This window comes from Alteromonas sp. KC3, from assembly GCF_016756315.1.
Classification (GTDB): Bacteria; Pseudomonadota; Gammaproteobacteria; order Enterobacterales; family Alteromonadaceae; genus Alteromonas.
In genome coordinates, this window is record NZ_AP024235.1 from 2,678,264 (window position 1) to 2,692,263 (window position 14,000).

The window sequence follows — 14,000 nt, forward strand, 5'->3', positions numbered from 1 at the left end:
TGGATGATCACCAAATTACTCTCATCCTTGTACAGTTGGATTATTATCGTTGTACTTGTGATTGTTGTGATGACCGCAAACTCGTTTTACGTGGTTAGTACGCTAAATGACTTGTCAGCACTTGAAGCTCGCTTATTTACTACTAACAGAGTGATAAATGCCGTTAACAGATTACACGTTGCCGTTCTGCGAGTGGAATCCGGCCAACGTGGCTATATGCTAACGGACAATGAAGACTATCTAACCGATTACACCGAAACGTTGAGTGTGTTAACCGAACTTATTGATGAGGTTGAGGTTAGCGCCTTCTCATCCGATATTGAAGAACAACCTGCACGTATATCAGAACTTCTTGAGCTTACGCGACTAAAAATCAATGAAATGATTGAAGCGGTTGAATTGACTAAGTCCGGTGCCAACACCCAAGCACTGGCGCTAGTTAATAGTGATAAAGGCTTTAAGCTCTACAAACGCTTTGAAGCCTTGTTTAGGCAAATCGATGACTCTGAACGAGACATGCAGGGTACGCATTTAGCAAATTTGATGAGTTTACGCAGAGACTCAGTCAATACACTGATAATTTCGTCAGCAACCACGCTCTTGTTAATCATTACAGTGTTTCTCCTACTCAAAATCAATACTCGTGAGCACGAAAAGTACCTCGATGACCTAGAAAAAGTTAATGAGCAGCTAGAATCTCGCATTGAAGTGCGTACGCAAGAGCTGAAAATATATTCAGATGAGCTTTCTCGCAGTAATAGAGAGCTTGAAGACTTTGCGTTTGTGGCCTCTCATGACCTACAAGAACCGTTGCGTAAAATCCGCGCATTCGGCAACCGGTTAGAGTCGGGATACGCCGATGTTATTGACGAAAGAGGTAAAGATTTTCTCGCTCGGATGCTAAACGCAGCAGAGCGAATGTCTATGCTCATTTCAGACCTACTGGCATTTTCACGCGTATCGACAAGAGGCAAAGACTTTGGCGACGTTGATTTAAATAAGGCACTTAGCAGCGTGCTAAGTGATTTGGAAATTGCCATTGATGAGAAGTCAGCAAAGGTCAACATGGACCAATTGCCAATCATTCGCGGCGACCGAACTCAGATAGAACAATTATTTTTGAATTTAATTTCCAACGCACTCAAATTTCAGCCCGAAGGCGTAGCGCCTGAGGTAAACGTGACGTGCTCAGTGCCTGATGAAGCAGAGCTGGCCGAGATTGTCATGTCAGATGAGTTTGACTGGGTGAAGATTAAGGTAGCTGACAATGGCATTGGTTTTGACCAGTCATTTGCTGAAAAAATATTCGCGCCATTTCAGCGCTTACACGGAAGAACTGAATATAAAGGGACGGGTATTGGTTTAGCGGTATGTCGACGCATAGTAGAAAGACATAACGGCCAAATTACCGCACAGAGCGTACAAGGAGAAGGAGCTACATTCACCATCCTAGTACCGAAAGACAGCGAGCCTTTTGGCTCTAATAATAACGGAGAAAAGCACAATGACGCGTAAACAGACCCAACCAATAAATATTCTTATGGCTGATGATGACGAGGACGATCGCCTACTAACAGTTGATGCACTAAAAGAAAGCCGCGTTTTAAATAACCTTTTTTGTGTTGAAGACGGTGTCGAGCTTTTAGAGTTTCTAAGACACGAAGGGAAATATACTGACCCTGCGGCAGCACCTCGCCCCTCTTTAATCTTACTTGATTTAAATATGCCAAGAAAAGATGGTCGCGAAGCGTTGCAAGAGTTAAAGAACGACCCTAAGTTGCGCAGTATTCCGGTTGTTATTCTTACCACGTCGAAAGAAGAGGAAGACATGTTGAGAGGTTACGATTTAGGTTGTGCATCGTATATTACTAAACCAGTAAATTTTGAAGGCCTTGTTGAACTAATGCAGGCACTCGGACGTTACTGGATAGAGTTTGTAGAGTTGCCACACGAGTAAAGAGGTTCTAGATGGCAGAGGTTATAAAAATTCTGTTAGTTGAGGATGACGAAGATGATTACTTCTTAACCTCTGATTATCTAGCAAATTGTGAGTCGCCTAAGTTTGAGTTAACTTGGGTGACAAACAGCGCTGATGCACTTGACGTGCTTAAGACTCACAGCTTCGATTTGTGCTTGTTAGACTACCTACTAGGTGCGGAAAATGCCATTGATGTACTTGGCGCGTTAAAATCTAATCAAATTAATTTACCCGTTGTTATATTAACTGGCCAGTCGGATACCGCCGTTGACGAAATGGTCATGCGTGCAGGGGCTGCTGACTATTTACAGAAGTCAGAAATTGAAACTCCGAGATTTATGCGCACTATTCGCTACGCTATGGTGCGTAGAGATATTGAAAACGAGCGTCTTGAACGCAATAAAATTGAGCAAAAGAACAAAGCGAAAGACAAGTTTTTGGCCCATCTAGGCCACGAATTGCGCACTCCACTCACGTCTATCCTTGGTTATACAGAACTGCTGATAGACGACGCAAAAAATCAAGGGATACAACAAGAACTCTCGATTATTCATTCCAACGGCAAACATCTACTTAGTTTGTTAAACGATCTGTTGGATATGTCGCGAATTATGGCCGAAAAATTGGAACTAAATGTAAAAGATGTCAATTTAACGGCATTTCTGACCGACATCCACTCGCTCATGCGACTCAACGCCAAAGACAAAGGTGTTTTTCTCGACCTTGTGTCAGATACTCGAGTCCCTGAATTTATAAAAACAGACCCTACTCGTTTGCGTCAAGTATTGCTAAACCTAATCTCTAATGCAGTTAAGTTTACTGATAAAGGGAGTATTACGCTGACTGTTTCGTTAGACGAAAGCGATGCACAATCAAACGCTAAGCTGCGCTTTTCGGTTACAGACACGGGGATAGGCATGCCACCCGATAAGCTTAGAAATATCTTCCAGCCATTTGAGCAAATTGAAGATGTGATGAGAGCTAATCACGGCGGCGCAGGGCTTGGGCTAGCTATCTGCAAGGAACTGGTCACAAAACTAGGTGGTGACATAGCCGTTAGCTCTAAGCTTGGTGAAGGCAGCACCTTTGTGTTTGATATAGACCCAGGCGATATCTCATTACAGCCGAAAGTTGAACTCATTTTGGGGCAAATCGCGCCTGTTGAATCAGGACAAATAAATTTACAACTTAGCGGACGTGTACTCATTGTAGATGATTTGCGAGAAATACGCCGACTTACAGGGCACCTGGTTAGTCAGTCTCAAGCTGATATTAGTTTCGCTGAAAATGGTGTTAAAGCACTAGAAGCTGTACTTCAAGCCGATGAAAGTGACACGCCATTTGACTTGGTTCTGATGGATATACACATGCCGGTTATGAATGGCATTGAAGCATTGCATGCGCTACGACGCCACGGTCAAAAGCTACCCGTGGTTGCAGTTACAGCGGCTAGTCGCAAAGGACTTAGAGACTCTCTAATAGACGAAGGCTTTAATGATGTTATTGGCAAGCCTATCGATAAGCTCGCGTTAGCTAAGCTTTTAGGTAAGTACCTGTCAGGTAGCCATCCAGATACCTTTTCTAATGTAGAGAAGCATGTAAGTAACATGCCAATTAAAAAACCTTATGTGCCTGAAGATGTTCGCTTCACTGAGTGCTCTAAAGCGCCAATTAAATCGTCGCCATCAAGCAAAGAAGAAGTAAGCGATAAAGCGAAAAGTGTGCTTGTTATTGAAGACGACGAAGATGCTGCTGAGTTACTCCAACTCTTCCTAACTCACTTGGGAAATCAAGTTCACGTAGAATACTGCGGGGCTGATGCGCTGCAGTTAATTAACGATAAGCAGTTTGACCATGTATTGATGGACCTGACACTTCCAGATTATGACGGCTATGAATTGGCTGGGTTAATTAGAAAAGCGGTACCAGAGGCGACAATCACCATTGTCAGCGGTCATGAAGCTAATGAGGGCCGTATGAAATCAATAGGCATTGACAGTGCACTGTTAAAACCAGTGACAAAAGATGACCTCGCATCAGTATTAAAGTAAAAAGATGTTAATGGAGATAAAAGTAGAACATTAAGGCCCGCTTTTTTCACGCTTGGCGGGTCGTTATAGAGTGAGAAAATATTACAGAGATATGAAACAAAACTGTGTGACTGTTTCAAAGCGACGCCCTCCCCGCTCCTTACGAAAAGACATACCCCATATAATTCAAACACTTAAATACAACAAAAGCTTGGTACAAGCGTTGCAGCACCTACTGTGAACCCATAAATTTTAAGGAGAATATTATGGCTACGCAAACTTCTACTCGCTCTCATGCAGGTAAATCAAACGGTGCAGCGCAGACAAATGGCATTAAAGAGCCTGCACATCCGGTGACAGATAGTCTACAAGCGACACTACATGCGTCGGTGGATAAATTAGCTGACAGCGCAGGTATCGCTGAAGAGAATATTCGCAAGACCGCAGCGTCTTCTGCAGAGAACATGTCTGCGCGAAAACGCCTTGCAGAGAAAAAATGGCATGCGTCTAAGGTCCGTGCATATGCGATTGAAAACCCAGTAGCAACTGCGGGTATTGCATTTGCCGCAGGTATGCTAGTAACGTCTCTACTACGCAAAAAATAGTCATGGCCTTTGCACCTGACTTCCGCCGGGCTCAATTTATATTGAGCCCGGCAAATCCATATCAGTTAACTGCTCCGAGGGCGAGCACGCTCTTTTTCGCTGAAGAGAAAGAGGCGGAAACTGAAGATAGGATTAATCAGCCCTATCCTGACCCTACGTTTAACGATGTTTTCGATTCATTGCAAAACGCCCTGAATCAGAAAAAGTCTCAATACTTTGCTTTTTGTGAACTTGTCAACAGCGAGCTTGTGCTCGTTAAAAAGTCGTTTTTCGTCACTGTTTTTGCCGCACTTTCTGCATTTGCTGTAGGAACCGTTTGTTGGCTCATATTCAACATTGCATTGGCTGCTATTTTTCACGAACTCGGCATTCACTTTATTGCTAGTTCTCTTATTTTACTGCTGCTTAATGCGGTCACCGCCTGGGGCCTATTTCGCTTAGCAAAGAACGCATACGGATACTTAAGTTTTTCTCGTGTTATAAAGCTTTTAGAGCGAGTAGTAGGCACTAAGTAATGCTTTGGTGCTGCAAGCACAAAAGGCCAAATAAACTGCTTAACTATAGTAAGGAGTGAAAAATGAATGTTTTTATCAAGTCAAATATTCGCGAAATTGCCGAAAAGGAACATACTTACTTTGTACAAAAACACAATGCCGAGGTTGCACTTACCCAAGCAAAGAGGCAATGTAAACTATTAATGGGTAAACCCGAAACAATCATAGGTATCGCGGGTGTTGGCGCGTACAAAGGCGCCAGCGATGCAAAACCTAAAGCAAGACGAAATCAAGCACTTATGGCGATTAGCCGCACGGCGCTACTATCGCTATTTCAATAAAATCAGCACGAAGTACAAGGAATTTGTCTGATGAGCAATGTCACTAGAAAACGTAATTTCACTAAGCGAGCCTGCGCACTTTGCGCGAGCGTTTTTGTATTGGGAGGACTCGCAGCATGCTCATCAACGCCTGTGGCAGCCCCTACCCCTTATAAAGCTTCGACAACTAAGGGCGGCTATGGCTATTCAAGTGAGAAGATTTCAGGCAATACCTATCAAGTGCGATTTAAAGCAACAGACAAAACCCCGGCAGACTTGGTTCAGCAATACGCCTTACATCGCGCGGCAGAAATTGCCCAGCAAGAAGGGTTTACATTCCTTGCGGTACAAAAAACTAACGTTGACAAAAAACCTGTTCTCGCAAGAGAAATTGTGGCTACTAATGATAAACCTGTAGTTTTACCAAATGACAAACAATGCACTATGTCTGGCTGTGACAACGTCGCCCAGCCCATGGCTGGCGCAACGTCCAACGACGTAGTGAAAACTCAGATAAATAACATTTACTACACAATTACTATAGAAATGGCAAATAGTCCCAATGAGCTTCACAAAAACGCATTAAGTGTATCTGAGCTACTTGCAAAACCTCTCAAACCGAAAAACTAGCACCGTTAAATTAAACCAATTTCTTGTGTTGTAAAGCGCGTTTCACTTGTGAAATCGCGCTTTTTTTATCACTTATTGACAGGCTCTAGCTAAAAGTGGGTTCATGCGCTGTTAATCTGCTTTTAATCTTGCATGAAAGCGCATGTCATCAACGCTGTATATCCTTAAAGCATGTCACTACGATTCTTCCTTTCTTAAAGAGTTGGTAGTGAAGTAGGTTTTACGTATTTGCAGACTTAAGGAGTCCAGCGATGAAAACACTATCAACACAATTTACGAAAATAGCCTTGGTAATGACAACAGTATGCGTGACAACGGGATGCAGTGCGGTGGCTAAGACTCAGGTAGCTGATTCCAAGTTAAATAAAAATTCAACCTTACAAGCAAAGGCAATAGATAATGCGCTTCTCTACTCAGATGAGTGTATTACGGAAAGAGAAGTCGTTAATGCACAAAAAATGTGGGGCAACGGTATTGTTAGGATCGGTAGCGTATATTCAAACAACGGGGATTATGCCCTAGAGGCCGCTGATTTTATTCAAGACATGTACGGATACGATCTAAGCAGCGTACTATTTAAACCTACATTGGCAGCTAATGATCAGTTTCGCTCTAGTTTCGACGCAGCACTCTCTTACTTTGTTGGGGGCAACGATGCATATGCTGAAGACAAAGGTTTTGCAATTAAGCCCTATACCAATGTTAAGTTTGATAATGTGGGCATTATCAATAATAGCTGTCGTATGGCAGTAGCCATGGGCAATTATTTTTTTACTGACACCTCTGGCGGTGAGACTAAGGTTGAGTATACCTTTGCTTATGTGAAAGACAGCGATGGAGATTTGCGTATCGTTGCTCACCAATCGTCTTTACCCTACAACCCCGCTTCAAATTAATCTGAGCAATGAATCTGAGCATAATGCGTTGCGACCGCTGGAACATCGTGAAATAGCGGTGTTCCAGCGGTAACAAAAAACAGCGCTAATTACTGTCTAAATGTAGTGTATTCGCCCGTTCAATCCACTCAAGGTCTTTGGTCTGTTCGTCGAGCGTGCCCTTAGCATCTTCTAAGAAGATTTGGCAAAAGTAATCTACGGCTTTTAACCGATCTCTATAGCCCTTTAACTGTACTTCCATTTCTTGCATAGCATTGGAAAATTCACAGTTCGATTTTGCAAGTTCATAATCACATTTAAGATAAGCACAAAGCACATCAGCGGCTTTTGCAAGTACAACATGCTCATCGTCCTTGTCTTGCTCAATTAGCGGTGTGTATCTAGCCTGTAATGCTTCGGGTAAGGTTTTTATTAACATCGCTTCAAAACGGCGCTCAAGCTTTTTTATTGCAGCTGTAGTTTCTGGATCGTGATACTTGACGGGGCTTGGTATATCACTCATTCCTGCAATTTCGCTTCCCTCATGAAAAATCGCCATCGCCGCCACGCGATCAGGATTTATGTCTTCACCAAACACATCACACGCAATCGCGCCCAACATATGCGCAACGACAGATGCCTCGTAAATGTGGGTAGAAAGCATCTCGTCTTGGAATTGCGCCATTAGCGGCCAACGCTTTACGTTTTTCGCTCGTTGCATCAAACCAATAAAAGCTGAGTGTGTATTTGCCATAGCGCGCTCCTTGTCGTGATTATTATTACCACGTTCACCTGTAAAACTACTACGTTAAGTGAGCTGTGTAAAAAGTGCAAAAAATACTGTAAAGCCGAATAGCTTTGGAGACAACAACACGTACTTAAAAAAATAGAAACTCAAGTTTTTACTTATAAAACATACAGATAGCAAAGAGGCACAAAGTTAGCATTACCTATTGTGAATGTAACGGAAGCAATAAGAGGAATTAGCTATGTTAGGTTGGGCAATTACATTTTTTATTATCGCCATTATTGCAGCAGTTTTTGGCTTTGGAGGCATCGCAGGTGCAGCAACAGGTATCGCACAGTTTCTATTCTTTGTGTTTATCGCGCTGCTAGTAATTTCACTTATCGCAAATGCGCTACGTGGTCGATCGCCTAAGGTCTAGATAAGATTTAATTCAAGGAAAAGGAGTAAGGATATGTTTTCATTTAAAAATTTGTCAAAGGTACTAGTTGCTTCAGCTTTTGCTCTTTCACTCGCCGCATGTGGTGATGGTGAAGCAGAAGACGCAGGTGAAGAGCTAGACGAAATCGTTACTGATGCAGGTAACGCAGTAGAAGACGCTTGTGAAGATGTGAAAGAAGGCGTAGACGCTGAAGATAAAGATTGCTAGACAATCACCGATGAAAAAGCCAGACATTGTCTGGCTTTTTTGTTCCTGTCTGTAAAGCAAGCTTCCACTACACTTCCTGACCGCCTAATTCTCGTGCGAGATCATCTAAGGTGCTTAACGTAATATCAAACTGCCCGAGTATATAGCGATACTTAACACTCACGTGGTGATCGCTGCGACCAAATTTCACTTTTAACCCTTCAGCATCGATATGCTTTACAGTATTGAGAAATCGGTACGCTGACATTTCGCTTTCGAATTCAAACTCTACCGTATTTTCCATTTATGCCAGCACCTCTGGATGCGCATTCAGCACAGCACTTAATCGTTGTATAAACGGTTTATCAGATTCGGTTATCGTCGCCACCGTTAACCAATCGGCTAAAATGTCGGACGCCGTTGAAGACACACCTTGTTCAAGTTTTGCTGTCATCATCTTAAGCTGTACACTCGAACGTATAGAGGCATCTTGTTCAGGGCTAGGCATATCTGTACTCACTTCTAACGCAACAGTAAGCCACTGCCTGTCATGCAAAGTGTTCGATGTGTCATCCACTTGAGTAGATTGTTCTAATAGGGAAGTCCATCGTTTACCTAACGTGGCTTTAAGTGACGCTTCATCTTCACTTAAATCAGTTACTTTCGATTGTACCAGTGAGACAAGTGCATTCACTTTTTGCTTGAGCACTTGCTCTTGCTTATTTAGCTCTGCTTCGTCACGATTAGTCTCAAGGCGCGCGATCTTCTTTTCTAGCTTAGTACGCAGCGCTTTAGGCAGCGACTGCGCATTTTCTGACAACGCATGAATTCTCTCGTCAAAGTCATGGGCGTGGATGTCAATTACAGCAATGGCTGCATCCAATTCGCTGGCTTGTTTATCAAACGCACTGCTTTGCGATTGTCGCTGTGCTTTCAACTTTTCAAAAACAGCATCATTAACCGCTTTAAACTCAGCCCAGAGCCTACTCTCTTCGCGTTTACCCGCATGACCAACTTGCTTCCACTGAGCCTGAAGTTGTTGCGCTTCAGTCGCTGCATTAGCCATGTCTTCATTGTCCAACAGCACCTTTACACTTGAAATTAGCGCGCGCTTTTGCTGTTGATTATCGCGCTGCCACGCGTTGACCTTATCAACCAACACTGAGGAAACTGCTTTCCATTCGTGTTTTAGGTTTTCATACGCAGTACGCTCAACTTGTCCTGCCGAATGCCACTGCTTTGATAATTTGTCATACGCTTTGGCAAGCTCCGCTGCTGGCATTTCAACGTCAAGCGCTTGTGCCGCTTCAATTATACGTTGGCGTGTTTCTAGTGCTTCACTGCGCTTCGCATCTAGCTCTGCATAGTATACACGACACGGTTCAAATGCTTGCTCTAGCGCATTATCAAACGCTTGCTGAAGCGTGTCATCTTCACTGTTTTCGCTCTGAATGCTGGTAAGCGACAACCATTGCTGGCGAAGATACTTGATTGCATCACTGCGGGCTTTGATGTTCTCGGCAGGTGTCTCAGCCAGTGCTTTCGCTTCTTCAACCAAAGCGGGCTTCCTAGGTGCTGCTAGGTAATCTTGCCAACCAGCTAAACGAGAGACATCTTCACAGGTTTTTTGATAACGCTTCTCCAATGACCCCTTTGCACTTTCTGACAAGGTTTCAAAACTCACTTTTAACTTGTTGAACTTTGCCATAGCAACGCGAAACTTGCCTTGCGCAATCAAGTTATCGATAAGTGTTAGCTGCTTTTTAATGGCATTGATCGACGATGCCTGTTTTGCTTTAAACGCTTTCGCTTTGGCGTTTACGCGTTTATTCGCTGTATTAAATCGCTGTGCAAACGTGTTTGGCAGTTGTATAAGCGCGCTTTTTACTTCGTTATAACCTTGTTTGGATTCATTAAATTCATTCAAGAGTGTCGATTCAACGTCACCGTCTTGTGCATCTATCTTCGAAGCAAGTTCCTCTAAACTTTGCAAGCGGACTAGCAATTTTTGTCCATATTGCTGTTGCATTGAAAAGCTATCGAGCTTTTCATTGAGCCCTGCAACAACATCACTGTATGCACGAAGGCGTTTATCGCTAATACCGCCCTCCATTAAACGTCCCAATTGCTCAATGGTTGCCTCAAGTCCACGAACGCTCTCGTTTACGGTCGCCACATCAGCTAACGTTGCATCACATAAACGCTCTTGGAAAAGCCAATTCACTTGCTGCGTGGCGTAGTCAAGTTGTTGGTCACATAACGCTTTTGTATTGGCTATCTCTAACGCTTTTTGCTGTTCTTCCCATGCTGGACGTATTCGCGCTAGATAGCGCTCGACTTGATCTGCAATGCGTGCCTGCTTTTCTTCAAATAACGCTTTGTCTTGGGTATCAAGCACATCACATTGAGACATGAGGCCTTTGAGCTCACTCTCCAAATGTGCCTGTTGTTCAATAACAAATTGCACATCAGGTTTATCCAGTAACGCCTGATATTTGGACAAGCATAATGTGAGCTGCTTTTTTAGCTCTACAGGTTTTTGCTCAGCCAATCTGATAGCGTCTATACGTGCTTCTATCTGCGCTCGTATGGATTCGTCGTGTACCTTCTTAGTTAACTTTTGAAGCACATTTACATCAGATTCTTCGTTAACGATATGTTGGCGAAGTGCTTCGCTGCTTGTGTTTGAAAACACGAACTGCGTGAACGAAGGCTTACTGATTTTAGTCATCAGTTGTTTAGACAATTCATCGTCATCTAACAAACTGGGATCGCGCTGTACAATCTGAATAATAAGTTCACTATTGGCTGACTCTGTAAGGAAACTGGCCTTTTCATCAGCTCGAAGGGCGATGTCACTTTGCCCCAAAATAGCGTCGTTCACTTTTTGCTCACAAACTCGCTTTACCTTTGGTGATCTAGCGATTTGCGACATTTTCAGCCAAAGTGCAAACACATTTAGCTTGTTAAGCGCTGCTAAACTTACGTCGGCATTATCATCGTTAAATGCCAACTCATGAAGAATTGTTTTCTCTGTTGCCCTTTCTGGTGAAAGGCTTTCTATGGCCTGAATCCTTTTCTCAGGCTTTGAGCTTGCATGTGCAGGCGCAAATAGTCGACTAAATATCATCCTGTTTAAACCGCGCTATAGTATTTTTATCATCTTGAGGTTCATTTAAAGAGCGCTTAAAGTCCGACTTACTTTTATGGACAATTTCACCACTCTCACCTACGGTCATATGCTCAGAAGACTTCTCAACTTTTGACTGGTAAAGCATGACAGCTTGCATGCTGCTTGCCTTTTGCTCTTCACTTAGTGGCGTGCCATCAGGCCACTTTCCAGTTTCCACGGCACTGCGCAAACGCTCGAAAATCTCAGGCGTCATGCTGGCTAATAATGCATCTATATTCATTTAGGAAAAACGCTTAATGTAAACAATACGTGCGCGGTTAACGAGGTACCATACAAAGCCCACTACCGCACCTAAAATTGCTAGGTTGTGTTGCAGATCACCAGGGCGGGTTCCACCCCAATACATAAAACCGAAACTCGCTACAAAAATTAACATTGCAAGTAGCGACTGGTTTTGAATGCTTTGTAACTTCTGAAATCGCTGTAAGCTTTGTTTGCGCTCTATATCTTCAGATGTTGCATCACCAATCTTAAAACCACAATGAGGACATGTTTTCGCCTTATCAGACGTTTTCTTATTACATGAAGGACAGTCAACTAATGCCATATGTTGCTCCTGTTTGTTAGGTGCGAGAGATAAACGCGTTGTGCCTAGCACTCTTCGTTTTTACGCGGACGGGTATCATACTTAACTTAATGGCAACAATGAAGTCGATTACACCGTTTTAAAAACAAAAAATGCGTGCTAAGCACAACAGAATCGAAGGCTTGAACACGCATTTAGCAAGGGCAAATGCCCTTTACTGTATAGACAATCTACTTCTTATGTCTGCTCCAGTAATCGTTTACCGTTTCTTTCATTTCTTTGCACAGTAGCATAATGCCAAAAAGGTTCGGTAGGGTCATTACCACAATAGCAACAGCAGACAACGCCCACACAAGGGTAGTATCAGAGAACGCTGCCCAAACGAAACCGGCAACATAAATGACGCGATATGGCATAACTGAACGCGGCCCTAGTAGGTAAGTCATAGCGCGATCACCGTAATAAGACCAAGCAATAGCCGTTGAGAACGCAAACAACATTAAGCCGATTGACACAATGTACTGCCCAAAATCGCCAAAGAAACCGCGAGTAAACGCGATAGTAGTCAACGCAGCAGAATGTACCAGAGACTTACCGCTTACTTCTAAGTTCTCTTTAACTGGCTTTCCATCGACAATCTTCAACGTACCCGTGAAAAGATCTTCACTACCGACAGAATATTTTACATCTTCAGCTACTGAACGAGAATTTAGCAACGTAAAGCCATCGCTTACTGCTGTGCCATTAACTACGGTAATTGACCCCGTATAAGCTTCTACTGCATTGCCCTCAACTTCATTAAGGTAACCGTATAGCTTATCGACGTCGGCCTGCTTGGTGTCATCATACTGACCCGCTACAAAGAACATATCCGAGCGGTCAAAGACATTCTCGTGTTTTTCTTTCCACACGCCAGAAGACAAAATAACAAGGCCCGTTACAGTACAAATCAAAATCGTATCGATGAAAGGCTCAAGCAACGACACCATACCTTCAGAGGCTGGCTCTTTGGTTTTTGCGGCTGCGTGAGCAATTGGCGCTGAACCCTGACCCGCTTCGTTAGAAAACAGACCACGGTTTACACCACGATTAAATGCGTAAGCTAGAGACGCACCTAAAAAGCCACCCGCAGCTGCGGACCCAGTAAACGCATCACCAATTACACTTGCGAACGAAGGACCAATATTTTCTAAATTCGCTAAGATAACGGCCAGCGCACCAATTAGGTAAATCACTGCCATCACAGGCACAACTCGCGCGGTAAACGCGGCAATACGCTGAATACCACCAAGAATAACCAGCGCCAGTAGAATACCTAGCACGCTCCCTACCATCCAAGGCTCAAAGCCAAATGTCGCCTCAATACTTTGCGCAATACCATTACTTTGAGGAAGGTTACCCGTACCAAAAGAGCTAACAACCGTAGCGATGGCAAATGCAACCGCTAGCCATTTCATGTTTAAGCGACGGTCCATGTAATACATAGGGCCACCAGCCATAGTGCCATCTTCTGTTTTCACACGATATTTATGGGAAAGCGTAACCTCAACAAATTTGGTCGTCATACCTAAAAATGCAGTAACCCACATCCAGAATAATGCTGCTGGGCCACCTAAAAAGATAGCGAAAGCTACGCCAGAAATATTACCGGTTCCTACCGTGCCTGATAATGCCGTGGTTAGCGCACGAAAATGCGTGGTGTCACCTGGATCGCTCTCTTTGTCGAATTTACCCGTAACAACTTGCCACGCGTGCTTGAAGAAACGAATTTGTGGAAACTTAAGATAGATAGTGAAAAATAGACCGACGCCTAATAGCACGTAAGGAAACCAAAACGCGCCTCCTAGAAAGCCATCTAACATCGTTAGAAAACCGTATAACCCTTCCAAGGTACTTCCCCTTTTTTATTATGATTACTTATTTATTGTGATTATTGTCGTAGCTTTTTGATTCGAGAGCGTTTAGGGCAACCCAAC

General features: G+C 43.5%; 16 protein-coding genes. 10 read left to right on the forward strand and 6 right to left on the reverse strand.

Annotated elements, in window-relative coordinates; all coding sequences use genetic code 11:
- The first annotated feature begins 3 nt into the window (after window positions 1-3).
- The 8 genes from JN178_RS12005 to JN178_RS12040 all read left to right on the forward strand — a co-directional run bounded on the left by JN178_RS12005 (window position 4) and on the right by JN178_RS12040 (window position 6,953).
- Window positions 4-1,515, forward strand: a complete 1,512-nt coding sequence (locus JN178_RS12005; protein ID WP_202261779.1) for a sensor histidine kinase — start codon at window positions 4-6, stop codon at window positions 1,513-1,515.
- Window positions 1,505-1,957, forward strand: a complete 453-nt coding sequence (locus tag JN178_RS12010) for a response regulator (RefSeq protein ID WP_202261780.1) — start codon at window positions 1,505-1,507, stop codon at window positions 1,955-1,957. The genes JN178_RS12005 and JN178_RS12010 overlap by 11 nt, the downstream gene beginning before the upstream one ends.
- An 11-nt stretch (window positions 1,958-1,968) precedes the next feature.
- Window positions 1,969-4,029, forward strand: a complete 2,061-nt coding sequence (locus JN178_RS12015) for a response regulator (RefSeq protein ID WP_202261781.1) — start codon at window positions 1,969-1,971, stop codon at window positions 4,027-4,029.
- A 245-nt stretch (window positions 4,030-4,274) separates the two neighbouring features.
- Complete coding sequence (locus tag JN178_RS12020; RefSeq protein WP_159626010.1) at window positions 4,275-4,613, forward strand: DUF883 domain-containing protein; 339 nt, start codon at window positions 4,275-4,277, stop codon at window positions 4,611-4,613.
- Window positions 4,614-4,615: 2 nt separating this feature from the next.
- Window positions 4,616-5,128 carry a hypothetical protein gene (locus tag JN178_RS12025; RefSeq protein ID WP_202261782.1) on the forward strand — a complete coding sequence of 171 codons (513 nt, stop codon included), beginning with the start codon at window positions 4,616-4,618 and terminating at the stop codon, window positions 5,126-5,128.
- 62 nt (window positions 5,129-5,190) lie between these two features.
- On the forward strand, window positions 5,191-5,448 hold the full coding sequence (locus JN178_RS12030) for a hypothetical protein (RefSeq protein WP_202261783.1): 258 nt from the start codon (window positions 5,191-5,193) through the stop codon (window positions 5,446-5,448).
- A gap of 30 nt (window positions 5,449-5,478) precedes the next feature.
- Window positions 5,479-6,057 (forward strand): CC0125/CC1285 family lipoprotein, encoded by a 579-nt coding sequence (locus JN178_RS12035; RefSeq protein ID WP_202261784.1) that lies wholly within the window; start codon window positions 5,479-5,481, stop codon window positions 6,055-6,057.
- Between the two features lie 251 nt (window positions 6,058-6,308).
- The gene (locus tag JN178_RS12040; RefSeq protein ID WP_202261785.1) at window positions 6,309-6,953 is read left to right on the forward strand and encodes a phosphoribosyl-AMP cyclohydrolase; all 645 of its coding nucleotides are present in this window, start codon (window positions 6,309-6,311) and stop codon (window positions 6,951-6,953) included.
- An 85-nt stretch (window positions 6,954-7,038) separates the two neighbouring features.
- Here the strand turns inward: JN178_RS12040 and yfbR are convergent, their stop codons facing one another.
- Window positions 7,039-7,686: a 5'-deoxynucleotidase gene (gene yfbR, locus JN178_RS12045; protein ID WP_159626018.1), complete on the reverse strand. Its 648-nt coding sequence runs from the start codon at window positions 7,684-7,686 to the stop codon at window positions 7,039-7,041.
- A gap of 235 nt (window positions 7,687-7,921) precedes the next feature.
- On the opposite strand from yfbR, the gene JN178_RS12050 reads away from it, so the two are divergent.
- Together JN178_RS12050 and JN178_RS12055 are read left to right on the forward strand one after the other, a co-directional pair.
- Window positions 7,922-8,098, forward strand: a complete 177-nt coding sequence (locus JN178_RS12050) for a DUF1328 domain-containing protein (protein ID WP_159626020.1) — start codon at window positions 7,922-7,924, stop codon at window positions 8,096-8,098.
- Between the two features lie 33 nt (window positions 8,099-8,131).
- On the forward strand, window positions 8,132-8,326 hold the full coding sequence (locus JN178_RS12055; RefSeq protein WP_014949833.1) for a hypothetical protein: 195 nt from the start codon (window positions 8,132-8,134) through the stop codon (window positions 8,324-8,326).
- A 67-nt stretch (window positions 8,327-8,393) separates the two neighbouring features.
- Here the strand turns inward: JN178_RS12055 and JN178_RS12060 are convergent, their stop codons facing one another.
- The 5 genes from JN178_RS12060 to JN178_RS12080 all read right to left on the reverse strand — a co-directional run bounded on the left by JN178_RS12060 (window position 8,394) and on the right by JN178_RS12080 (window position 13,913).
- Complete coding sequence (locus JN178_RS12060; protein WP_202261786.1) at window positions 8,394-8,609, reverse strand: hypothetical protein; 216 nt, start codon at window positions 8,607-8,609, stop codon at window positions 8,394-8,396.
- On the reverse strand, window positions 8,610-11,435 hold the full coding sequence (locus tag JN178_RS12065; RefSeq protein WP_202261787.1) for a DUF349 domain-containing protein: 2,826 nt from the start codon (window positions 11,433-11,435) through the stop codon (window positions 8,610-8,612).
- Window positions 11,425-11,718: a YeaC family protein gene (locus tag JN178_RS12070; protein WP_159626026.1), complete on the reverse strand. Its 294-nt coding sequence runs from the start codon at window positions 11,716-11,718 to the stop codon at window positions 11,425-11,427. The genes JN178_RS12065 and JN178_RS12070 overlap by 11 nt, the downstream gene beginning before the upstream one ends.
- Window positions 11,719-12,045 carry a zinc-ribbon domain-containing protein gene (locus tag JN178_RS12075; protein WP_202261788.1) on the reverse strand — a complete coding sequence of 109 codons (327 nt, stop codon included), beginning with the start codon at window positions 12,043-12,045 and terminating at the stop codon, window positions 11,719-11,721. It lies immediately after the preceding gene.
- A 209-nt stretch (window positions 12,046-12,254) separates the two neighbouring features.
- The gene (locus tag JN178_RS12080; RefSeq protein ID WP_202261789.1) at window positions 12,255-13,913 is read right to left on the reverse strand and encodes an alanine/glycine:cation symporter family protein; all 1,659 of its coding nucleotides are present in this window, start codon (window positions 13,911-13,913) and stop codon (window positions 12,255-12,257) included.
- Between the last annotated feature and the right edge of the window lie 87 nt (window positions 13,914-14,000).

Coding starts and splice junctions, on each gene's coding strand:
- JN178_RS12005 (WP_202261779.1), top strand. CDS start 4: ATGATCACCAAATTACTCTCATCCTTGTACAGTTGGATTATTATCGTT.
- JN178_RS12010 (WP_202261780.1), top strand. CDS start 1,505: ATGACGCGTAAACAGACCCAACCAATAAATATTCTTATGGCTGATGAT.
- JN178_RS12015 (WP_202261781.1), top strand. CDS start 1,969: ATGGCAGAGGTTATAAAAATTCTGTTAGTTGAGGATGACGAAGATGAT.
- JN178_RS12020 (WP_159626010.1), top strand. CDS start 4,275: ATGGCTACGCAAACTTCTACTCGCTCTCATGCAGGTAAATCAAACGGT.
- JN178_RS12025 (WP_202261782.1), top strand. CDS start 4,616: ATGGCCTTTGCACCTGACTTCCGCCGGGCTCAATTTATATTGAGCCCG.
- JN178_RS12030 (WP_202261783.1), top strand. CDS start 5,191: ATGAATGTTTTTATCAAGTCAAATATTCGCGAAATTGCCGAAAAGGAA.
- JN178_RS12035 (WP_202261784.1), top strand. CDS start 5,479: ATGAGCAATGTCACTAGAAAACGTAATTTCACTAAGCGAGCCTGCGCA.
- JN178_RS12040 (WP_202261785.1), top strand. CDS start 6,309: ATGAAAACACTATCAACACAATTTACGAAAATAGCCTTGGTAATGACA.
- yfbR (WP_159626018.1), bottom strand. CDS start 7,686: ATGGCAAATACACACTCAGCTTTTATTGGTTTGATGCAACGAGCGAAA.
- JN178_RS12050 (WP_159626020.1), top strand. CDS start 7,922: ATGTTAGGTTGGGCAATTACATTTTTTATTATCGCCATTATTGCAGCA.
- JN178_RS12055 (WP_014949833.1), top strand. CDS start 8,132: ATGTTTTCATTTAAAAATTTGTCAAAGGTACTAGTTGCTTCAGCTTTT.
- JN178_RS12060 (WP_202261786.1), bottom strand. CDS start 8,609: ATGGAAAATACGGTAGAGTTTGAATTCGAAAGCGAAATGTCAGCGTAC.
- JN178_RS12065 (WP_202261787.1), bottom strand. CDS start 11,435: ATGATATTTAGTCGACTATTTGCGCCTGCACATGCAAGCTCAAAGCCT.
- JN178_RS12070 (WP_159626026.1), bottom strand. CDS start 11,718: ATGAATATAGATGCATTATTAGCCAGCATGACGCCTGAGATTTTCGAG.
- JN178_RS12075 (WP_202261788.1), bottom strand. CDS start 12,045: ATGGCATTAGTTGACTGTCCTTCATGTAATAAGAAAACGTCTGATAAG.